This window comes from Nocardia jejuensis NBRC 103114 (genome assembly GCF_001613145.1).
In the GTDB taxonomy this organism is placed as follows: Bacteria; Actinomycetota; Actinomycetes; order Mycobacteriales; family Mycobacteriaceae; genus Nocardia; species Nocardia jejuensis.
The window spans coordinates 42,867-62,844 of the sequence record NZ_BDBU01000007.1 but is presented as its reverse complement, the minus strand read 5'-3'; the positions used below and the strand labels follow the sequence as shown (position 1 = coordinate 62,844).

Sequence of the window (19,978 nt, the reverse complement as noted above, 5' to 3'; positions counted from 1 at the left end):
CAGAGGGGATCGACATGTTCGAGCCATTGAAACTCGGGGCCTGGGCTGCGGTCGACGGGCGATGCCCGATGCGCAGCATCATCAACAATCGGGACGAGGTAACGCTCGTATTCGGCAGCGCACGAGACGAATTCGAGTTCGCGTTCGACTCAGCCGCGCTGCGCAATCTCCTGGACCTCGGAGCTCACGCGCTCGCGGAGATGGAGTCGCTTACCTCTGAGTTGTGATGCCTGCCGCCGATGCGGGCGTCGGTGGCGGTGCTGCCTCAGGAGTCGGTGCCGGACACTCCGGTGAGGTCGGAGATCCAGGTGCGGGCGAGGGCGAGGAAGGGGCCTTCGGCGTCCAGTTACGCTGCCGTCCTTCCTTCAGGGGTGAGACCGTTTCAGCTGCGCCCGCCATCGACCGTCTCAGCAGTTTGGAAGAGATTCCACCGATACGGGATAACGTCCCTTGGAGAACCGGGTCAGGAGCGGGAGAGATCGATCGTGACGTCGATCGCTCGGTGATCCGGTCCGGGTAGGCGCAGGACCGTGGAGGTGGTGGCGGTCAGGCCGCGGGTGAGAATGTGGTCCAGGCGTACCAGGGGGAAGGTGGCCGGCCAGGTGAATCCCGGTCCGGAGGACGGGCGGGCCTCCTCGTAGCCGGGAGCGAGGCGGGTCCAATCGCGGTCGGTGGACGGGGTGTTGAAGTCTCCCGCCACCAGGACGCGGGCGGATTCGTCACCGGCGAGGGTTCGGGAGAGGGTGGACAGGCCCCGCTCCCGGGTGGTGGTGTCGCCGGGGCGGATCGACGGCAGGTGAACCACGTAGACCGTGAGATCGCCTCGGGGGGTGGACACCTCGGTACGCAGACCCCGATGCCATGGCAGCCCCACGTCTACGGCAACGGTTTCCGAGGTCGGGTAGCGACTCCAGAGCGCCACCGTTCCGACCACCTCGCTGTAGCGATAGCTGCGATCGAGAATGCGTTGCACGGGTTCGCGGTCCGCCCCGGCGAACTCCTGCACGGCGATCAGATCGGCATCGGATGCCACCAGTGCTCGCGCCGTCGCAGTCGGGGACGCGTTGTCGGCGAACAGGTTCTGGGAGACCAGCCGTAGCGGTTCGACGGCCCGCGGTGACGCCCCAGGAGAATGCGGAGCCCACCAACTGCCGAATACCCACGCCCAGGCCAGCAGGGGCACCAGAGCGGCGGCCGCACCCGCCGGTGAACGCAGCAGCAGAGCGGTGAGGGCGAGCAGGGGCACGAACACCACCAGCCACGGCGCGGCCGCGTCGAGAAACACTCCCGCACCGAGGACATCGGGGAACCGATCATGCGCCGTCACCAGGGCAGTCAGAAGCGCAGCCGCGCAGACGAATACGAATGTCCGGCGGGTGCCGGACCTGGTGCCGCCCACCACCCGCTGCGCGGTCACGGCGCGGGGCACAGTCGCCGGGGCGTAGCCTCACCCGTCAGCTGGGCATCCACACACCCACCGGGCAGACCGTCCACGGTCCGAGGGCCGAAGTTCGCGGTGACGGTGAGGACCCCGTCACCGAACACCGTCCGCTGGACCTGATGGTCATCGCCGAGCCAGCGGAAATCACTCATGGGTAGCGTCCCCGCCGCCTCGTGCAGTGGCGCGAAGAACTGTTGCAGCAGTGCGATTTCCGGTCCCTGCTCGGCCAGCGACGCCCCGTCGAGCACCAGATTCAGCGGAGTGTTGTTCAGCACGGCGGTGAGCGCGCGCATCGTCTTCTGCTGCGGCAGTTTGCCGTACGACAATTCCCAGCGATCCAGATTGACGATCGAATCGTGCAGTACCGTCTCGTAGAGCGGAATCCGATAGGCCGGATCGAACATGGCCTTCACCGCGTCATCGGGCAGATCCACCGGCTTGAAGAAGATCCCCGGAGCCTGGTGAGGCGAATACCCGCCCCAGTTCTGCCGATCCCGTTGCAGAGTCCACAGGAGGTTCGAAACAGGCGTCTGCGCACCGTGATCGAAGGCCAGCACCGGCGCTGCCCACGCACCGGCCGACTCCGACCCCAGAACGGTCCCGCGATCCTCCGCGAGCCAGCGCATGCGATCCAGGCGATTCTCCCGATCCTGCTCCTGGTTCATCGAGTGATCGGCGCTGTAGTCGTCGAAGAAGTCACCCGCGGCATCGACGTCGAGAAAATACGACTCCGCCCCGTTCGCGACCATCTGCGCGTACCGCTCCTGATACAGCATCGGGTTCTGTTGCAGCGCCTGCGAACTCACATAGCAGCCACGCCCCTGAAAACCGGTCTCGGGCGCGCCGTCCGCGTCCCGCACGCACCCGTCGGGCCACACGCCGCCCGGCCACCGCGACGAAGGGTTGTCCGCGCCGCCCGGATCCTGCGCGTTCTCCCACGAATCGTACGGCCCGACAAGGTATCCCGCGGCGCGCGCCGCGGCCACCGCCCGCGCCGACATCGGATGAGCGTCGGCGTCGTATCCGAGCCACATCTTGGAGAGCCCGAGCGCGCGCATCCGCTCGACGGCCTCGGGCGTGCGGGCGTCCCCGAACAGGTAGGCGTGAAAGGCCCCGAGCAGCCGCGAGATCTCCGGATTCCGCGCGATCTTGTCTCGGAGGGAACGGAATCGACCGTGGTGCTGGAGCCAGTCCCGGTAGTCCCGCGCCGAGGCCACCGGGGAATCGTCGGTGAGCGCGAAGGTCACCGTGTAGTCCCGGGTACCCGCGCGCTCGTCGAACCGATGTTCGGCCCGTGCCAGCAGCCGTCCGCCCTCGGAATTCACCGTCAGACTGCTGCCGATATCGGTGGGCACGATATAGCTGACCCCGCGGCCGCCCAGTCGGTAGCCCCAGAACGGCATGGTCAGACCCGAAGTCAGATCCATGGATTCGCCGACGACACCGGTATCGGGCCCGTTCCAGAACGCGTCCCGCACCGGCAGGGACAGCCCCTCCCCGCGCGGAATCTGCAGCGATTCGGCCGAGGAGTCGCCGCCGGTGCGCGGCCACGCCAGCGTGCCGTCCCGGTCGCTGTGCACCGTCATCCGCAGCCGCCCGTCCGCCTCACCGGCTGTCACGGTCAGCGCCTTCGCGGGGTAGGTCCAGGTCGCCACCGATCCGTCGACGCGGACCGGACCAGGCTTCCCGAGCTCATCACCGACCGCCGAGGTCAGCTCGAACCGCCGGCCGCCGCTCTCGGCGGATACGGCCAGCGTGTCGACATCGACCTCGGCCGCATCCCCGCCCAATCCGATAACCACCTGATTGCCATCGACCCGTGGCGCGGCCGTGGCGGACTCGCGGCCGCACCCGGTCAGTCCGGCGGCCGTCACCCCCAGCACGGCGATCACGGCGGGCCCTCGAAGCAGTCTCCCAAATCGCATGGCCCTCACCCTCACGACCGGAGATGAGAGTCCGATGAGAAAGTCCAGGTACAACCGATACGTATGATCCGGAGCATGCGCGTATTGGTGGTCGACGACGAACCCGCGGTGCGGGATGCGCTGGTCCGCGCCTTGGACACCGAGGGCTACGACACCCGATCCGCCACGGACGGCGCGACCGCCCTCACCGAGATTGCTCGATGGCAGCCATCGGTTGTGGTGCTCGATGTGCTCATGCCCTTCATGGACGGTCTCACCACCTGCCGGACCCTGCGCGGCCGCGGTGATCGCACCCCGATCCTCATGCTCACCGCCCGCGACGCGGTGGCCGACCGCATCGAGGGCCTCGATGCCGGAGCCGACGACTACCTCGTCAAACCGTTCGATCTGGACGAGTTGCTGGCCCGTGTGCGCGCCCTGGTGCGGCGCACCTACCCCGAGGACGGCGCGGTGCTCTCGCTCGCGGACCTGGTCATGGACACCGCCGCGCACACCGTCCGTCGCGCGGCCCGCGAGATCGAGCTCAGCAGAACCGAATTCGCGCTGCTCGAGGTGCTGCTGCGCAATGCCGGACAGGCTCTGCCGCGCGAGACGCTGATCGATCGCGTGTGGGGGCATCAGTCCTCGAACTCGCTCAAGGTCTACATCCGCTATCTGCGGCGCAAGCTCGACGCCGTGAACGAGCCGCCGCTCATCCACACCGTGCGCGGGGTCGGCTACCGGCTGGGCGCACCGTGAAGCGCCTCGGCCTGCGCGGCCGGATCGCCGTATTCTTCGTGCTGGCAATGGCATCGGCGCTCGCGGGCATGGGAACCGCCGCCTACGTGGTGGTCGGGCACGAGTTGGAGAGCTCGCTCGATCTCGGCCTGCGCCGCCAGGCCACCCGGATCATCCGCCAGTTCCCCGCCGAGCCCGACATCGCATCGATCTCCGGCCCGTGCCGATACCTCGCCGCACCCAGCTGTGTTCAGGTGGTGGCGGCCGACGGACGGATCGAATCGGAGCATTTCCCCGACCAGGAACTGCCGATCGAGGACCGAACCCGCTCCGTCGCAGCGGGTTCGGACGCGGACTACTTCAGCGATTTCAGTTATGACGGCCTCGCCATGCGCATGTACACCGTGCAGTTGCGCCCGGGCAGCGCCGTGCAGGTCGCGCAGCGTTCGGACACCGTCGACACCGGTCTGCGCCGAGTGGGCATCGCCCTGCTGGCGGCCGCGGCGGCCGGGACCCTGCTCGCCGCGGTGATCGGCACGATCCTGTCCCGCCGTGCCCTGGCCCCGGTGACCGCCCTGACCGAGGCCGCCGAGCGAGTCGCCCGCACCCGAGATCCCCAGCAGCACATAGCCGTCCAGGGCACCGACGAGCTGGCCCGCCTGGCCACCAGCCTCAACACCATGCTCGACGAACTCGACGCCGCCCTCACCGCCGAACGCGATTCCCGTGCCGCACAGCACCGTCTGGTGGCCGACGCCTCCCATGAGCTCCGCACACCCCTGACCGCCCTGCGCACCGACATCGACCTGCTGCGCCGCGCCGACCGCCTGTCCCCACAGCAGCTGGCCGACACCACCGCCGCGCTGCGGATCCAGGCGGAGGAGCTGTCCGGCCTGGTCACGGACCTGATCGAACTCGCCCGCGCCGACGACCCGAATGCCGTCGCGGAACCGCTCGAGGATCTGCGCCTGGACACCCTCGTCGCCGATCGCGTCGAGACGGCGCGCAGGCACTGGCCCGCGCTCACCTTCGAGCTGCGACTGGAACCCACCACGGTCCACGGCGTCCCGGCCCGCCTCGCCCGGGCCGTCACCAACCTCCTGGACAATGCCGCCAAGTTCAGTCCCGCCGGCGCGAGCGTCCATGTGGCCCTGCACGATCGTCTCCTCACCATCCGCGACGAAGGCCCGGGGATCTCCCCCGAGGACCTGCCTCGCGTCTTCGACCGGTTCTACCGTTCCCCCACCGCTCGGGGCACTCCGGGCCATGGGCTGGGCCTGGCCATCGTGTCCCACACCGCGGCGGCGCACGGCGCCGAACTCTCGGTCACCTCTGATTCCGGCCGGGGCGCCGAATTCGGGCTGCGATTTCCTTTGTGATCGAACCCAAGTCCGGGCCCATTTTCCCGGAAACCGTGTGCCGAGCGCGATCACCAATACACTCGTGGCGACTTGACGAGCGAGCGGGCGGGGAAAAGTGAAGCGGTGGCTGAGGATTGGAGTCGGGGCACTGGGGCTGGTGGCGATTCTGGTCACCGCGGAAGTGATCATGATCTCGATCCCGATCGCATTGTTCGGGCCGCGATCGGAGGCGGCGACCCGCACGACGAGAGAGTTTCTGCCGGAGTCGGTGTCGTTCATCTCCCCTGAGGAGGGCTGGGTGCTCGGCACGGTCGGGCACGGACGCGCCGATGAAGCCGAGGGCGTACGGCTCGAGCACACCGCCGACGGCGGACTGACCTGGCGCGACGTCGGTGTCGTCCCGGGGTACTCGGCCTCGGCGATGACGGTGCGGTTCAGCGACTCTCGCAACGGCTGGGTGATCGACCGGCGGCCCGGGCACAGTGCCGCGCCGTCCAGTTCCACCGCCTACTGGCAGACCAGGGACGGCGGCGCCTCCTGGGAGCGCACCGATGAGATCCCGCACACCACCACCGACATCCTCGGCACCACCCCGCCGGGCGCGAGCACCGCGATGAAGGTCTCCACCACGCCCACCGGCCCCGCGACCTCGGAGGTCGACATCCTGACTTCTCCCCTGTCGGAGGAGGATTGGACCTCGGCGTGGACCTTCGACACCGGTGTGGATGTGAGCGGCACCGGCAATGGCGGCATCGAACTGGTGCGCCAGGGCGAGTCGGCCTGGGTGTTCGTCAACCGTCGATTCGACGATCCGTCCCAGCCCACTCCGGGCGAGAACCCGCTGCTGTCCGACGGCGCGCGCCTGATCGACGGCAAATGGTCCCGGTGGACGCCACCGTGCCGCGAGCATATGGCCTCGATGGACGACGCCGTCGCGCCCGGCGACACCGAGCTCATGGTGTTCTGCAACCGGATCGGCAGCGCGGGTGAGGGTCTCGTCGACGGCGAGGTGAGCATGTACGCCTCGCACGACGGCGGCCGCACCTTCGACGACCTCGGCATCGTTCCCACGTACTCGAGCCGGGTCATCGGCGCGGCGTCACCGGACGACATCGTGCTGTCGGTCTCCCGCGGGCCGAAGACCAATCCCGACCTGCTCACCTCGAACGACGGTGGGCGCACCTGGCAGACGTCGTATTCCCCGCCCAGGGCGCGCACCTACGAGGCCGGTCAGGTCACCTTCGTCAATTCCCCGTACGGCACACACGGTTTCGTCTCCGGAACGCTGGGCTACGTCATCGAGACCACGCGCTCGGACACCGGGCCGATCTTCTACAGCAGCCGCCTGCTGATGACCCGCGATTCCGGAAGGACTTGGGCGCCGGTGGAATTCCCGCTGTAGCGGGTATCCGCGCTAGACCAGCTCCGGCACCCGCGCGGTGTATCGGCCCGTCCGCGAACGATATTCCTGCGGCGGGCACCCGTTCCAGCGCCGGAACGCCCGGATGAACGAGGCCGCCTCCGCGTAGCCGAGCCGGGCGGCCACCTGCTCGGTGGTCATATCGGTGTGGTCGAGCAGTTGCTCCGAGAGCATCTGACGCACCTCGTCCAACAGGACGCGGAAGGAGGTGTTCTCCTCGTTGAGCCGCCGCGACAGGGTGCGCGGGCTCATGTAGAGCGCGCAGGCGACGGCCGTCTGATCCGGAATCTCACCGGGGTTGCGCACCAGCAGATCTCGCACCGCGCCGGCCACACCGGTGCGGGCCTGGCGCTTGGCCAGCAGGTCGCGGCACAGCTGTTCGCAATTGCTGCGCGCCCATTCGTTCGCCTGCGGCAGTGGCATATCGAGGTACGCATTGTCGAACGCGGTTTCGTTGAGCAGCGCACCGAAATCCGGATCGATCCCGAATATCGCTGCGTGCCTGGAGATATCCGAGGGAGCAGCATGACGGAAGGTGACCCGGCTCATCGGCACCCCGGCGGTGAACAGTCCCCGGCTGATCACCTGGATACCGGTCAGGACCCGCTCGGCCAGGAAGGGCCGCACATCCTCGGGCACCTCGTGGTCATCGAAGATCAGGCGTGCCCGGCCGCCGGATTCCTCGAACGTCAACTCCCCGAAGGCGAATGCGAGATCCACATAGCGCAGCGCCACCTCGATGGCCTCGCGCAGGGTGCGACTGCTCAGCAGCGCCAGACCCCACGGCCCGTAGAGCGAGAGGTGGTACCGGGCGCCCACCTCGACCCCGAGCCCGGCGTCGGCGCCGAATCGGGCCAGGAGATTGCGGATGACCGTCAGTTCCTGCCGCGCGGTGACCTCCGAATTCGGGTCGTTCACCGCGTCGGGCTCCAACCCCGATCCGGCCAGACATTGCGCCGGATCCATCCCCCTCTCCTGCGCGAGCTGCATCATGATGCGAACGCTGGAGGTATTCCTCAGTAGATCCCAGTCGAACATGTCCCCGTGCCCTCTTGCCTGCAACCAACATTTGTCATCTCGCATGGGTGGCGAAATGTGTCAACTCCGAACGCTGTGTGTGGGTCAACTTACACAAAAATAACTGTCCCGCACAGTAACGAATCATCGCCAGTTACGATCACCCTCGCGCACGACCGATGCCTCCACGACCAGCCATGCAGGTCAGCATAGCTTTCTGGGACAGTCGCGCGGATCGTGGCTCGCCCGCGTCCGGGCAGGGTGCACAACACCCGGGGAGCCACACGGGTCCGATATCACGCACGAGCTTCGAGCCGGGCCCCGCGCCTTGCGTGGCGCCGCCCATCGGCACACCGCAGCACCGTCATGGCTCACGGCACATGGCACACGGCTCACGGCACCGTGCCGCGACGACGGCCGCCGACCGTGCCGGAGCAAATGGCAAGACACTCGGGCGCGAGGGCCGACACCGGTATCGACCATGTGGCAGTAGGCGTTTCACCCCCTTTGCGACCTTCTCACGCCATTTGCGGGCGTGTTGCGTCAGATCGCGTAACGCGTCGGGACGGCCGGTGCGATGGGCCAGATATCCGGCGATGCCGGAGAGTGGACTAGCAAGGAAATCCCGACATGAGTGCACACGCCATCCTGGTCGTGCCCTTTCTGGCGGCAATGGCGTTCGGCGCCGGCGTGTGGCTCGGTGTCCGTTCGGTCACCGCGGAATCCCCACGACCGATTCCCCGCGCCCGCAGCCGCACGAACCGCACCGCCTCCCCCAAACCGGCCCACAACGGCTAGCGTTCGGAGTCATGAGCACGAACGCGACTCGTACCGTGGTGATCACCGGTGCGTCCTCCGGCATCGGCAAGGCGACCGCGGCGGCCTTCGCCGCGCGCGGGCACAAGGTGATCGGGACCAGCCGAAATCCGGACTCCCTCGCACCCGCCGACCGAGTGCCCGGCGTCGACTACCGTGCCCTCGACCTGACCGACCGCGCGTCCGTCGCCCGATTCGTCGGCGACCTCGGCGCGGTCGACGTGCTGATCAACAATGCCGGGGAGAGCCAGGCCGGCCCGCTGGCCGAGCTGCCCGGCGACGCCGTGGAACGGCTCTTCCAACTCAATGTGTTCGGGGCGATCGCACTCACCCAGGCGGTCCTGCCGGGCATGCGCGAGCGCGGGTACGGCCGGGTCGTGATGGTCGGATCCATGCTGGGCAGCTTCCCGATGCCCTACCGCTCCTCGTACGTGGCGACCAAGGCCGCGCTGCGCGGATTCGCGACCTTGGCGCGCTTCGAGGAATCACCCTTCGGAGTCTGGATCACCACCATCGAGCCGGGCCAGATCGATACCGGACTGCGTGAGCGCCGCACCAAGTACCTGGACGAAGGTTCGCCGCACACAACGGATTTCACGAATTTCATGGCGAAACTCGATCAGAAGCAGGGCGAGGGGATCACCCCGGAGAAGGTCGCGAAGACGATCGTCGCGGCGGCGGAGGCCGAGCGGCCGGGACCGCTCTACGCGGTCGGCAGCAATGCCCCGCTGATGTTCCTGGTGCGACGCCTGCTGCCGCGCACGGTCATGGAGAAGCTCATCGCCGCGTCCTACGGGCTGAAGCGCTGAAGGCTTGGGCGAACCGAGAGCCTGGGTGCGCCGAGGGATCGAGCGCGCCCGAATGCCCGAGTCCGCTGAGGGATCGGGCAAACCGAGGGCACGGGCGCTCGGAGTGATCGGGCGCGCTGAGTCCCCCAGTCCGCTGAGGGCACGGGCACGCCGAGGGGCCGGGCGCGCTGAGTGCCCGAGTGCACTGAGGGATCGGGCGCACCGAATGCCCGAGTGCGCTGAGGTCGGCGCCCGGGTGAGCCCGTACCGGGCCCGGTGAGCTGAAGGCCGGGCCGGGCGAACCGATCCTCAGGCGAACAGCAACGGGCCGATCACCCGCAGGACTCGGTCGGGGTCGTAATGCTCGGGATCATCCAGCACCAGTCGCGCCGCGGTCTGGATGATGCCCTGGGCGAGTTGCACCAGCACGTCGAGATCGACTCCGGCCGCGTCGTCCGGATGCTCGGAGAGCCACTCGCCCAGCATGCGGCGCAGCGGGGTGCGCAGCTCGTCGCGGGCCTTCTCCACCCGATCCCGCAACGCGGGCGGCACCCCGTCGATCGGGAAGTACACCAGTCGCCAGGTGGCGGGCATGGCACGCACCTCGATCAAGAACTGCCCGATGGAGGCCGTCACCGCCGCGGCCGCTGTTCCTTGCGACGCCGCGGCCGTGACGCCCTGTGACGCGGCAGCTGTGCTGCCTCGCGACGAGTCGGCTGCAGTGTCCCGCGACGAGTCGACTGCACTGTCCCGCGACGAGTCGTCGACGGTGCCTCGCGACGAGTCGTCGACGGTGCCTCGTGCCCACGCGTCGGCGGTGGCCCTCTCGACCGCGGCGTGCATGCGCGCGGACTCGCGCTCGATCAGCTCCTCGAGCACCTCGTCGCGACTGCCGAACAGGTCGTACACCACCGGTCGGGTGACATCACTGCGCTCGGCGACCGCCGCGATCGACACGGCGCTGAACCCGCTCTCGGACACGATCGCCAGCGCGGCGTCCAGCAGCTGCTCGCGACGATCGGCGGGTGCGAGCCGCTTGGCATAGCGCCGCTTCGTCACGCGCGGAACGGAATTCGGCACCGGGTCAGCCCTTCCCGGCCGTCGTGGCGGCCAGCACTCCGGCCATGACGAGCGCGCGGCGGGTCATCCAGCGCAGCGTGCCGATCACCGCCTCGCGCGACACCCCACCGTCGCCGACCAGCAGGCGCGCGGCCGTCTCACTCGCGCTGATCACGCCGTGCCCGAGCAGTTCGGTATCGACATCGTCGCGGTCGCCCAGCGCGGTGACCACGTTCAGCACCAGCTGGACTCGCTCGCGAATGGACTCGCGCCCGCGCTCGATCCGGTCGTGGGTGCTGGGCGGCATTCCGTCGCCCGCCATGAGCACCAGGCGCCAGGTCTCCGGCGCGGACAGCACCAGATCCACGAACACGTCGACCGACTGCTGCGCGATCTCGACCGGATCCGCGCCAGGCGGCACGTCGGGAGTCGCCGCGGCCGACATGGTCAGCACGCGATCCTCCTCGCGATCCCACAGCGCCGCGAACAGATCCTCGCGATCGGTGAATTCGGAGTAGAGCGACGGCCTGGTGACGCCCGCGGCCCGGGCGATGGCGTGCATGCTCGCCCCCGCGTATCCGTCACGGACGATGAGGCTCCGCGCCGCGTCGAGAATATGCTCCCGTCGCTCGGACACCCCACTCCTTCCGGATCGTCGGCCGGACAACCCTGCGCCGACCGGTGCGGTCAGTGTACGCAGGACCCGGACGCGACAGATCCGGCAGCGCGCGCCCTCCAGTATCGAGCTGCGAGAGAGGAGGACCTGCTGAGCCACAGGCGCGTAGGGCGCCCCGAGCCGACCGAGAATGGGGCCGTCGAGCCGCACGAGAGCGGGACCACTCAGCCCGAGCGGCAGTGGGACCCACTCGGCCGCACTAAGCAGGTCCCGCCGAGCCGAGCGAGAGTCGGCGACAGAGCCGAGCGAGCGAGAGCCACCGAGCCGAGCAAGAGTGAGCCACCGAGCCGAAGAGAGCGAGCGGGTGGGTGGCCCGAGCGACAGCGAACCGGCGGGCAGCCCAAGCGACAGCGAACCGGCGGGCAGCCCAAGCGACAGCGAACCGGCGGGCAGCCCGAACGACAGCAAACCGGCGGGCAGCCCGAACGACAGCAAACCGGCGGGCAGCCCGAACGACAGCAAACCGGCGGGCAGCCCAAACCAGAGCGAACCGGCGGGCAGCCCGAACGACAGCGAACCGGCGGACCTGGGCAGGGATGACCGGGCGCTGCTCGGATCGTAAGGTGGGCGAGGCGCGATTCGACGCACCCTCTCGAAAGGTGGATCGCATGCCGAATCAGGCCGTCTTCGTCACCGGCGCCGCCGCGGGTATCGGGCGCGCGATCGCCGAGCGGTTCGTGGCGGCGGGCTGGACGGTCGGCATGTACGACATCGACGCCGACGCGGTCCAGGCCACCGCGACCGCCCTGGGCGGCGACACCCTCACCGGTGCGTTCGACGTCACCGACGCCGACGGCTGGCGCACCGCCCTCGAGGTGTTCACCACCGCCACCGGACGATTGGACGTCCTGGTCAACAACGCGGGCATTCTGGTGTCCGGTCCGCTCGCGGAGATCTCGCTGACCGCGCAGCACGCGGTCCTGGACGTGAACGTCAAGGGCGTGCTGAACGGATGCTATTGCGCCCTGCCGTATCTGAAGCAGACGCCCGGCAGCCAGGTGATCAATATGGCCTCCGCGTCGGCGCTGTACGGCCAGCCCGGACTCGCCGCCTACGGGGCGAGCAAGGCGGCGGTCCGCAGTCTCACCGAGGCGCTGGATCTGGAGTGGCGCAGTCTCGGCATCGCGGTGCACGACCTGCTGCCGCTGTTCGTGTCCACCGCGATGATGGACGAGGTGAACAGCGGCTCCTCCGGCGCCAAAACCCTCGGCGTGCACCTGACCCCTGCCGACGTGGCCGAACAGGTATGGCGCACAGTGCATCATCGCCCGCGCCTGCCGCAGCCGCATGTGCTGGTCGGCTGGCAGACCAAACTGCTCAGCGCGGGCACGGCGGTCTCACCCGCGTGGCTCAATCGCTTGGTCGCCGGGCGGATCTCCAAGGCGGACTCGCTCGGCCAGGCGCACTGAGCGCCCGGCCACCACCGGCATCCGACCGCTACCCGCGATCGGCCAATTTCAAGTCGCGCCCGATGATTTCGCGCATGATCTCGGAGGTGCCGCCGTAGACCCGGGTGATCCGCGCATCCGCGGCCGCCCGCGCGATGGGGTACTCGCGCATGTACCCGTATCCGCCGAACAGCTGCTGGCACTTGTCGATACAGCGGAACTCCATCTCCGAGGCCCAGAGTTTGGCCTTGGCCGCATCGGCCGGGGTGAGCCGGCCCGCGTTGAGTTCCAGCACGCACCTGTCGATGAAGGCCTCGGCCACCGAGACCTCGGTCGAGACATCCGCCAGGACGAACTTGGTGTTCTGGAATCCGCCGATCGGCTGACCGAAAGCCGTTCGCTGCCCGACGTATTCGATCGTGGTGCGCAGCGCGACCCGGGCGCGGGCCAGGCACGCGACCGCGATCTGCATGCGCTCCTGCGCGAGATTGCGCATCAGGTACTCGAACCCGCGCCCCACCTCACCGAGCACGTTCTCCTTCGGCACTCGCACATCGGTGAACCTGAGCTCGGCCGTGTCCTGTGAATGCAGTCCCAGTTTCTCCAGATTCCGCCCGCGTTCGAAGCCCGCCATGGCCCGTTCCAGCACCATGAGCGTGATCCCGCGATGGCGTTCGGACGAGGTGCGCACCGCCGCGATCACCAGATCGGCGTTGATGCCGTTGGTGATGAACGTCTTCGCACCGTTCACCAGGAAGTGATCGCCCATATCCACTGCGGCCGTGCGTATTCCGGCCACATCGGATCCGGCTCCCGGTTCGGTCATGCCGATCGCCGCGATCGCGGTGCCCGCCACGAACCCGGGCAGCCATCGCTCACGCTGCTCGTCGGTGGTCAGCTCGACCAGGTACGGCGTGCAGATATCGTTGTGCAGCGCGAAGTTCAGCCCGACGCCCGCGCAATCGGCGTCCATGAACGCTTCGATGAGGATCTGGTTGAACCGGAAGTCCGCGACGCCCAGCCCGCCGAACTCCTGCGGCACCGCGAATCCGAGCAGCCCCAATTCCCCCGCCCGGGCGAAGATCTCCCGGGGCACGATTCCCTCGTCCTCCCAGGCCAGGTAGTGCGCCGCTACCTCTTTCCTGATGAACCCCTCGGCCAGCTCGCCGAATGCCAGATGATCGTCCTGGTAATGCCCGCGTTCCATGCCCTCATGCTCCGCGACGGCCTCGGGTCCCGGCCAGACATTCCCGGCCACACTCGAGAGCCGGGGCACAGGTCTCGGTGGGCGAGTGGGTTCATCGGCAGATCATGGACCGTCGCCCGGCTCAGGGCGTAGGCGTGATCGAGTGCGAAGCCCACTGTGGACCCACGCCCGCAAGCCCGTTCCCTCCGGGAGTTCCCGGCTCCGAGTCGATCACTCGGAGCCGGGAACCCGTGGACGGGTCTACTCGTCGATGGTCAGCACCGTGCCCGCGGCCACGGTCCGTCCGCCCTCCCGGACGGCGAACCCGAGGCCCGGCTCGAGCGGGACCGGACGACCCAGCGTCACCGCCATCTCGACGGTGTCGCCCGGGAAGGCACGCCCGCCGGGCAGGACCACATCGCCCACCACGTCACCGGTGCGCAGGTAGAACTGCGGCCGGTAACCGCTGGTGATGGCGGTGCGGCGGCCTCCCTGCGCCGCCGTCAGCAACTGCACGCGAGCGGTGAAACCCGTGTGCACGGCGATGCTGCCGACCGCGGCCACGACCTGCCCGCGGCTGACCTGCCCGCGCTGCACGCCGCGCAGCAGCAGCGCGACATTGTCACCGGCCTCGGCCGATTCCATTGTCCGGCCGAAGGTTTCGACCCCGGTGACGGTGGACTCGACCTCGTCCCCGAAGCCGAGCACCGTCACCCGATCCCCCATCCGGACTCGGCCGCGCTCCACCGCGCCGGTCACGACGGTGCCGCGACCGGTGATGGTGAGCACGTTCTCCACCGGCATCAGGAACGGCGCGTCGAGGTAGCGCACGGGCATCGGGATGTACTCGTCGATCACCTCGAGCAGCCGCAGCAGTTGCCGCGACCAGTGCTCGTCGCCCTCCAGCGCGCGCAACCCGGACACCGGAACGACCGGAACACCGTCGCCGTCGTATCCGTTGGCGGACAGCAGCTCCCGCACTTCCAGTTCGACCAGCTCGAGCAGTTCCGCATCACCGGCGTCGGCCTTGTTGAGCGCGACGACGATGTGCTCGACACCGACCTGCTTGGCCAGCAGCACGTGCTCGGCGGTCTGCGGCATGACGCCGTCGTGCGCCGACACCACCAGGATCGCGCCGTCCAGCTGGGCCGCGCCCGTGATCATGTTCTTCACGAAGTCGGCGTGGCCCGGCATGTCCACGTGGGCGTAATGCCGTGTGGCGGTTTCGTATTCGACGTGCGAGATATTGATGGTGATGCCGCGCGCGATCTCCTCCGGAGCCCGGTCGATGCGGTCGAACGGCACGTACTCCCCGCCGTCGCGCTCGGCGAGCACCTTGGTGATGGCGGCGGTGAGGGTGGTCTTGCCGTGGTCGACGTGCCCCATCGTCCCGATGTTCAGATGCGGCTTGGTGCGAACGAAGGCCTGCTTGGCCATGATGACTTCTCTTCTCTGGCAGCCGTTCCCGAAGGAACCGCGGAATCTCGAGGGGACCTCAGCGCCGTGCCGACCTTCCCCGCCTGAGGTCCCGGGGACGTCCCGGAGAAGGTCAGCTTCGTGCGCCGTCGAGTGCGGAGACCGCCAGAGCAGCAGCCATCGCACCCGCGACTGCGGGCTGTGCGGCGATGGCGTGCATGGACATGAGGGAAATGGTGCCGTGTCACCCCGTATGGGCGCCACTCATTTTCCGGCCGGGCGATGCGGGCGAAAACACCCGCACTATCGAATCGACGTGACCGGACCGGCGTCGGCCACCGTGCGCAGCAGCCGCTCGAGCGTGGCGAGCTGCTCCGCGTAGGGTCCCTCCAGCTTCGCCAGCAATGTCGAGATTCCCGAGGCGCGATACCGCGCGACCCGCTCCTCGATCATCGCCTGCGTACCGACCAGATTGGTGTGACTGCCGAGTTCGCGTGGGACAGCGCGTTTGGCCGCGTCGCGATCACCGGCCTGCCACAGCCGCACGACCTCCTCGATTCGTTCGCCGAATCCCAGGCGAATGAAGGCCTCGTTGTAGAAATTGCGTCCGGCCGCGCCCATCGCGCCGATGGTGAAGGCGTAGCCGTCGGCGTGACGGTCGATCAACGCCTGCGCGGCCGTCTCGTCCTCGGCGAACTCCACCGCGACGGGTGCGACCAGGTCCAGATCGCTCAACGTCCGCCCGGCGCTCTCGGCGCCCTTGCGCAGCGGGTCCAGGAACACCTCCGCCGCTTCGGGAATGAACGCGTTGCCGAGCCAGCCATCCGCGAGTTGACCGGTCAGCTCCAGATTCAACGGTCCCATCGCCGCGACGTACACCGGGACGTCGCGGGGACGAACCATCGGCCGCAGGGCATTTCCGGCGCTGTCCGGCAGGGGGAGCGGATAGATCTCACCGTCGTAACTGAGTCGCTCACCGCGGGAGACCATGCGCACGATCTCGATGGTCTCGCGAGTCATCCGCACCGGCCGCTGGAAACGGACCCCGTGCCAGCCCTCCATCACCTGCGGGCCGGACACTCCGACGCCGAGCGTGAAGCGGCCATTGGACAGCTCCTGCATGCTCAGCGCCGAGGTCGCCAGCAGCGCGGGCGATCTGGACCCGAGCTGAACCACGAAGGTGCCCAACCCGATCGACTCGGTCTTGGCCGCGAGGTAGGCCAGCCCGGTCAGGGCGTCGTAGCCCCAGACCTCCGGCACCCACAACGACGCCACACCGAGCCGTTCGGCCTCGACGGCGAATTCGGCCGCTCCGGGCAGGCGGGGTTCGATGACGACGCCGACCCGCATTGTTTCTGTCTCAGCTCCCACAGCGGGCATCTTATATGCTATATGTCATAACGCCTAGAACCGGATTCCATCGAGAGGTCCCGCCGTGCGCTATCGCGATTGCCCGACAGTTGAAGTGACGGAACGGGTTTCGTGTACGCCCGCGCAGGCGTGGGCGCTCGTCACCGATATCGCACTTCCGGCTCGATACTCCAGCGAGGTCGAAGCCGTCGAATGGCTGGGCGGAGCCGATCGAGTAGCGGTGGGAGCCCGATTCCGGGGCAGTAATCAGCACCAGGCGCTCGGGGTGTGGCGCACCGAGTGCGAGGTCGCCGAGGTCGAGATCGAACGCCGCTGGACCTGGAACGTGTTCGGTCCCGAAGGCATCAGCGCCACCTGGGGTTTCGAGGTGGATCCCACCCGCGACGGCGTCATCCTGCGGCAGTGGGGACGCATGGGCCCGGGCCCCTCGGGACTCAGCGTCGCCATCGTCGCCATGCCGGACAAGGAAGCTCGGATCGTCGCCAACCGGCTCACCGAATGGGAGCAGAACATGCGCGCGAACCTCACGGGCATCCGCGAGTCGTTCGAGCCGAAGTCCTAGTCCCTCCCTGAGCCCCTGCGCAGCAGTCGCAACGGCCCGGTCCCGGCAGCCCGGTCTCGGCGCACCGGACCCGGAGCTCTACTCCGCCGGGCGGCGATCCAGGTCCGCGAACAGGTGCCGCAGTTCCCCGGCGACATCGTCCAGCGGTGCGGTGGAACGCGTTGTGCGACACAGCACCACGGCACCCTCGACGGAGGACACCACCAGCGTCGCCAGCGTCCGCGCCCGCGCCGGCGTCGCTCCGGTGCGAACCAGTGAGTCGGCGATGGTGCCGAGCCAGCCGCCGATGATCTCGCGCGCCCGATCGCGGTGATCGTCCTGCGCGGATCCCGCGATGGCGACCGCCACCACCGGACAGCCCGCCTCGAAATCGTTCTCGCGCAACAACTTCTTCCAGAACGCGATCAGGTGCGCGAAGGCCGAGGCGGGCCCATCCTGCGCGGACTCCTGAATGATCGCGGAGATCGCGCTCCCCGACATCTCCAGCGCTTCCCCGACGATCTGTTGCCGCCCACCGGGAAAATGGTGATACACCGAGCCCCGAGGCGTCCGAGTGCGCGCGAGGACCGCGTCGATGGTGACGCCCGCGGGCCCGCGCTCACGCAACAGCTCCACACCTCCGACGAGCATCTTCTGTCTCGTCGTGCCACCCGCACCCATCCGCCGACCTCCACGCGATCTGAACTCTGACATAGAGCATAGGGCGCGCGGAGCCGGAACCGGTTGCCGCCGTATCGAGGACGGATTGCCGCCCCGCTGTGGTTAGATATCCCGCAGTTTCGCCAAGAGTTTGCTGTGCTCCGAGTCTTTTCTGCTGTGCTCCGAGTCTATTGTCCGTGATCGGCGATGAAGGCGGGCCTTTGAGCTTCCTGCGGCAACACAAGACGGCCGTGTCGAATCTTTCCCTCGTGGTGATCATGTTGGTCGGCGCGGGATATCTCTTGGTGGTCGTGGCGCGGGTGAAGCCGCCGAACAGCACCTATTCCGTCACCGTTCAGCTGGACCGGTCGGGCGGTTTACAACCCGGCGGTGATGTCACCTGGCGCGGATATCGCGTCGGAAAGGTGAAGGAGATCGCACTGACCGAAGGTGGCGCGGCGGTGTCGGCCGTCGCCGAGATCGACAAGAAGTACCACATTCCCGCCGATACCGACATTGCGGTACAGGCGATGTCGGGTGCGGGCGAACAATACCTGGACTTTCGACCCAATTCAGACAAGGCGCCCTATCTGGAAGACGGCACCGTGGTCCGCTTCGATCCGAAGCGAATCACGACCCCGACGCCGATCTGGCAGGCCATCGCCAATAGCAATGATCTCATCGCACAGATCGATCCGGACAAGTTCGGCGTCATCCTGAACGAATTGGATACCGCGCTCAGCGGCGGACCCGATCAGCTCCGGCACCTGATCGAGGGCTTCAGCATCGCCACGACCGGCCTGGACAATCTGCTGCCGCAGACCACCAGCCTGATCCAGAACCTGCGCTCGATCGCGGCCACCAGCTCGCACGCGCAGCCGGATCTGGGCACGCTGACCCGCAATTCACACCTGCTGATCGATCAGGTGAACGGGGCCAATGCCGAACTGCGCCGGCTACTGGACGACACGCCCGCCAAACTCGCCGTCGCGGATGATTTCCTGACTCGCAACGACGATCCGATTCACAGCCTCGCCGGAAATATGGCAGCCATCGTGAATTCCGCCATCATGCGCATGCCCGCGTTGCGAGCGCTTTTTCCTGCACTGGTGATCGGAACCTCGGCGATGGGAGTTCCCGCGCACGACAACGAGTTCTACACCATCGTCGATATCTGGAGCCGGCCGTGGTGCAAGTACTCGACCCGGCAGGGACCGCCCTACGTGGTGCAGGACGGCACGCTCCCGCGCTGGAACTATTGCGAGAACCCGCCGGCGGAACAGCAGATTCGCGGCTCGGCCAATGCGCCCCGGCCGGACATCCCGAATAACGGGCAGTTCATGCCGACCGGAGTCGATCCGAACGAGCGAACGCTTCCGCCGGTGCGCTGAGCTCGAACTCGACACGCCGTTTGCCGTGAATTGCCGGAATACCTTGCGTGTCGGCACGCCTGTGGCGGGTTTATCCCGCGAATCTTCGGGATGACCCTTCACAATGATCACCGGTGACCTCGACATGGTCCCCGTGCTTGTGCCGACGACATGTCCCTCGCCCTGAACAGGCGTCACTCAGCAGGGTTGGCGGGCCAAGGGTAGGAGAGGTCAAGACTCGATGATGAACAAGCGTTCTCTCGGTGTGGTGGCGCGTTCGGCGGTTCTCGCCGGCGTCGCGACCGCCGGTCTGGCGGTTGTTCCCGCGCAGGCCGAACCGTTGTGGCCGGGCGGCCCGGATGTTCCGGGTATTCCGGCGATCGTTCCCGGCGAACCGGCTCCGGTCACCGCGCCGTGCAGTGCGCAGGCGCGGGCCTGCTTGAAGCTCGACACCAACGAGGCATGGCTGATGGACAACGGAAAGGTCATCTTCGGACCGACCCCGATGTCGCACGGCATGCCGGGCTACGAGACGCCGCCGGGAGTCTTCCACGTGGCGTTCAAGAAGCCGTTCCACTGGAGCACCATGCACAACGCCCCGATGGAGTACGCGATCTTCTTCAACGGAGACATCGCCTTCCACATCGGACCGGTGGACAAGAAGTCCCACGGCTGCATCCGGATGACACCGGACGGCGCGCGTGAGTTCTTCAACTACCTCAATCCCGGTGACACGGTAGAGGTCCTGGCGTAACCGACCCACGGTGACCGCGCCCTCCCCGCTTCGGCGGGGAGGGCGTTCTCGTGAGCGGACTTCGGTGTCACC

At 67.9% G+C, this 19,978-nt stretch carries 20 protein-coding genes; 11 read left to right on the top strand and 9 right to left on the bottom strand.

Features of this window, described 5'->3' with window-relative positions; translation table 11 throughout:
- The first annotated feature begins 14 nt into the window (after nt 1–14).
- On the top strand, nt 15–227 hold the full coding sequence (locus NJ1_RS06330; protein ID WP_067688710.1) for a hypothetical protein: 213 nt from the start codon (nt 15–17) through the stop codon (nt 225–227).
- Nucleotides 228–463: 236 nt separating this feature from the next.
- Here NJ1_RS06330 and NJ1_RS06325 read toward each other — a convergent pair whose 3' ends face one another.
- Together NJ1_RS06325 and NJ1_RS06320 are read right to left on the bottom strand one after the other, a co-directional pair.
- Complete coding sequence (locus NJ1_RS06325) at nt 464–1,327, bottom strand: endonuclease/exonuclease/phosphatase family protein (RefSeq protein WP_169813097.1); 864 nt, start codon at nt 1,325–1,327, stop codon at nt 464–466.
- Nucleotides 1,328–1,413: 86 nt separating this feature from the next.
- Entirely contained in the window at nt 1,414–3,366 is a 1,953-nt protein-coding gene (locus tag NJ1_RS06320) for a glycoside hydrolase (RefSeq protein ID WP_157573785.1), read from the bottom strand.
- 75 nt (nt 3,367–3,441) lie between these two features.
- On the opposite strand from NJ1_RS06320, the gene NJ1_RS06315 reads away from it, so the two are divergent.
- The 3 genes from NJ1_RS06315 (at nt 3,442) to NJ1_RS06305 (ending at nt 6,846) form a co-directional block, all read left to right on the top strand.
- Nucleotides 3,442–4,104, top strand: coding sequence for a response regulator transcription factor (locus NJ1_RS06315; RefSeq protein WP_067688842.1), 663 nt, complete (start codon nt 3,442–3,444; stop codon nt 4,102–4,104).
- Complete coding sequence (locus tag NJ1_RS06310) at nt 4,101–5,462, top strand: HAMP domain-containing sensor histidine kinase (RefSeq protein WP_245717243.1); 1,362 nt, start codon at nt 4,101–4,103, stop codon at nt 5,460–5,462. Before NJ1_RS06315 ends, NJ1_RS06310 begins: the two co-directional genes overlap by 4 nt.
- A gap of 139 nt (nt 5,463–5,601) precedes the next feature.
- Nucleotides 5,602–6,846, top strand: a complete 1,245-nt coding sequence (locus tag NJ1_RS06305) for a beta propeller repeat protein (RefSeq protein WP_067688704.1) — start codon at nt 5,602–5,604, stop codon at nt 6,844–6,846.
- A 12-nt stretch (nt 6,847–6,858) separates the two neighbouring features.
- On the opposite strand, the gene NJ1_RS06300 is transcribed toward NJ1_RS06305, so the two are convergent.
- Nucleotides 6,859–7,857 carry an AraC family transcriptional regulator gene (locus NJ1_RS06300; protein ID WP_169813096.1) on the bottom strand — a complete coding sequence of 333 codons (999 nt, stop codon included), beginning with the start codon at nt 7,855–7,857 and terminating at the stop codon, nt 6,859–6,861.
- Nucleotides 7,858–8,511: 654 nt separating this feature from the next.
- Here NJ1_RS06300 and NJ1_RS38770 point away from each other — a divergent pair.
- The gene (locus NJ1_RS38770; protein WP_157573784.1) at nt 8,512–8,679 is read left to right on the top strand and encodes a hypothetical protein; all 168 of its coding nucleotides are present in this window, start codon (nt 8,512–8,514) and stop codon (nt 8,677–8,679) included.
- 11 nt (nt 8,680–8,690) lie between these two features.
- Nucleotides 8,691–9,506 (top strand): SDR family oxidoreductase, encoded by an 816-nt coding sequence (locus NJ1_RS06295; protein ID WP_067688698.1) that lies wholly within the window; start codon nt 8,691–8,693, stop codon nt 9,504–9,506.
- Between the two features lie 288 nt (nt 9,507–9,794).
- Here NJ1_RS06295 and NJ1_RS06290 read toward each other — a convergent pair whose 3' ends face one another.
- The gene (locus NJ1_RS06290; RefSeq protein ID WP_067688694.1) at nt 9,795–10,544 is read right to left on the bottom strand and encodes a TetR/AcrR family transcriptional regulator; all 750 of its coding nucleotides are present in this window, start codon (nt 10,542–10,544) and stop codon (nt 9,795–9,797) included.
- 25 nt (nt 10,545–10,569) lie between these two features.
- Entirely contained in the window at nt 10,570–11,181 is a 612-nt protein-coding gene (locus NJ1_RS39670) for a TetR/AcrR family transcriptional regulator (RefSeq protein ID WP_067688692.1), read from the bottom strand.
- Between the two features lie 313 nt (nt 11,182–11,494).
- Between NJ1_RS39670 and NJ1_RS39665 the strand changes: the two genes are divergently transcribed.
- Together NJ1_RS39665 and NJ1_RS06275 are read left to right on the top strand one after the other, a co-directional pair.
- Nucleotides 11,495–11,782: a hypothetical protein gene (locus NJ1_RS39665; protein ID WP_169813095.1), complete on the top strand. Its 288-nt coding sequence runs from the start codon at nt 11,495–11,497 to the stop codon at nt 11,780–11,782.
- Between the two features lie 46 nt (nt 11,783–11,828).
- On the top strand, nt 11,829–12,629 hold the full coding sequence (locus NJ1_RS06275) for an SDR family oxidoreductase (protein WP_067688836.1): 801 nt from the start codon (nt 11,829–11,831) through the stop codon (nt 12,627–12,629).
- 28 nt (nt 12,630–12,657) lie between these two features.
- Here the strand turns inward: NJ1_RS06275 and NJ1_RS06270 are convergent, their stop codons facing one another.
- The 3 genes from NJ1_RS06270 to NJ1_RS06260 form a co-directional block, all read right to left on the bottom strand.
- Nucleotides 12,658–13,815 (bottom strand): acyl-CoA dehydrogenase family protein, encoded by a 1,158-nt coding sequence (locus NJ1_RS06270; RefSeq protein WP_067688833.1) that lies wholly within the window; start codon nt 13,813–13,815, stop codon nt 12,658–12,660.
- 240 nt (nt 13,816–14,055) lie between these two features.
- Complete coding sequence (gene tuf, locus NJ1_RS06265) at nt 14,056–15,231, bottom strand: elongation factor Tu (protein WP_067688687.1); 1,176 nt, start codon at nt 15,229–15,231, stop codon at nt 14,056–14,058.
- A gap of 282 nt (nt 15,232–15,513) precedes the next feature.
- The gene (locus tag NJ1_RS06260) at nt 15,514–16,581 is read right to left on the bottom strand and encodes an LLM class flavin-dependent oxidoreductase (protein WP_245717242.1); all 1,068 of its coding nucleotides are present in this window, start codon (nt 16,579–16,581) and stop codon (nt 15,514–15,516) included.
- A gap of 94 nt (nt 16,582–16,675) precedes the next feature.
- Here NJ1_RS06260 and NJ1_RS06255 point away from each other — a divergent pair, with 94 nt between their 5' ends.
- Nucleotides 16,676–17,143 carry an SRPBCC family protein gene (locus tag NJ1_RS06255; RefSeq protein ID WP_339380950.1) on the top strand — a complete coding sequence of 156 codons (468 nt, stop codon included), beginning with the start codon at nt 16,676–16,678 and terminating at the stop codon, nt 17,141–17,143.
- Nucleotides 17,144–17,221: 78 nt separating this feature from the next.
- Here NJ1_RS06255 and NJ1_RS06250 read toward each other — a convergent pair whose 3' ends face one another.
- Nucleotides 17,222–17,773: a TetR/AcrR family transcriptional regulator gene (locus NJ1_RS06250; RefSeq protein WP_245717241.1), complete on the bottom strand. Its 552-nt coding sequence runs from the start codon at nt 17,771–17,773 to the stop codon at nt 17,222–17,224.
- Between the two features lie 128 nt (nt 17,774–17,901).
- On the opposite strand from NJ1_RS06250, the gene NJ1_RS06245 reads away from it, so the two are divergent.
- Entirely contained in the window at nt 17,902–19,173 is a 1,272-nt protein-coding gene (locus tag NJ1_RS06245) for an MlaD family protein (protein WP_245717240.1), read from the top strand.
- Nucleotides 19,174–19,393: 220 nt separating this feature from the next.
- Complete coding sequence (locus NJ1_RS06240; protein ID WP_067688670.1) at nt 19,394–19,906, top strand: L,D-transpeptidase; 513 nt, start codon at nt 19,394–19,396, stop codon at nt 19,904–19,906.
- Nucleotides 19,907–19,978 lie beyond the last annotated feature (72 nt).

Excerpts from the sequence above, each read along its gene's own strand:
- NJ1_RS06330 (WP_067688710.1), top strand. The coding sequence starts at position 15 with ATGTTCGAGCCATTGAAACTCGGGGCCTGGGCTGCGGTCGACGGGCGA.
- NJ1_RS06320 (WP_157573785.1), bottom strand. The coding sequence starts at position 3,366 with ATGCGATTTGGGAGACTGCTTCGAGGGCCCGCCGTGATCGCCGTGCTG.
- NJ1_RS06315 (WP_067688842.1), top strand. The coding sequence starts at position 3,442 with ATGCGCGTATTGGTGGTCGACGACGAACCCGCGGTGCGGGATGCGCTG.
- NJ1_RS06300 (WP_169813096.1), bottom strand. The coding sequence starts at position 7,857 with ATGATGCAGCTCGCGCAGGAGAGGGGGATGGATCCGGCGCAATGTCTG.
- NJ1_RS38770 (WP_157573784.1), top strand. The coding sequence starts at position 8,512 with ATGAGTGCACACGCCATCCTGGTCGTGCCCTTTCTGGCGGCAATGGCG.
- NJ1_RS06295 (WP_067688698.1), top strand. The coding sequence starts at position 8,691 with ATGAGCACGAACGCGACTCGTACCGTGGTGATCACCGGTGCGTCCTCC.
- NJ1_RS06275 (WP_067688836.1), top strand. The coding sequence starts at position 11,829 with ATGCCGAATCAGGCCGTCTTCGTCACCGGCGCCGCCGCGGGTATCGGG.
- NJ1_RS06270 (WP_067688833.1), bottom strand. The coding sequence starts at position 13,815 with ATGGAACGCGGGCATTACCAGGACGATCATCTGGCATTCGGCGAGCTG.
- tuf (WP_067688687.1), bottom strand. The coding sequence starts at position 15,231 with ATGGCCAAGCAGGCCTTCGTTCGCACCAAGCCGCATCTGAACATCGGG.
- NJ1_RS06250 (WP_245717241.1), bottom strand. The coding sequence starts at position 17,773 with ATGCTCGTCGGAGGTGTGGAGCTGTTGCGTGAGCGCGGGCCCGCGGGC.
- NJ1_RS06240 (WP_067688670.1), top strand. The coding sequence starts at position 19,394 with ATGATGAACAAGCGTTCTCTCGGTGTGGTGGCGCGTTCGGCGGTTCTC.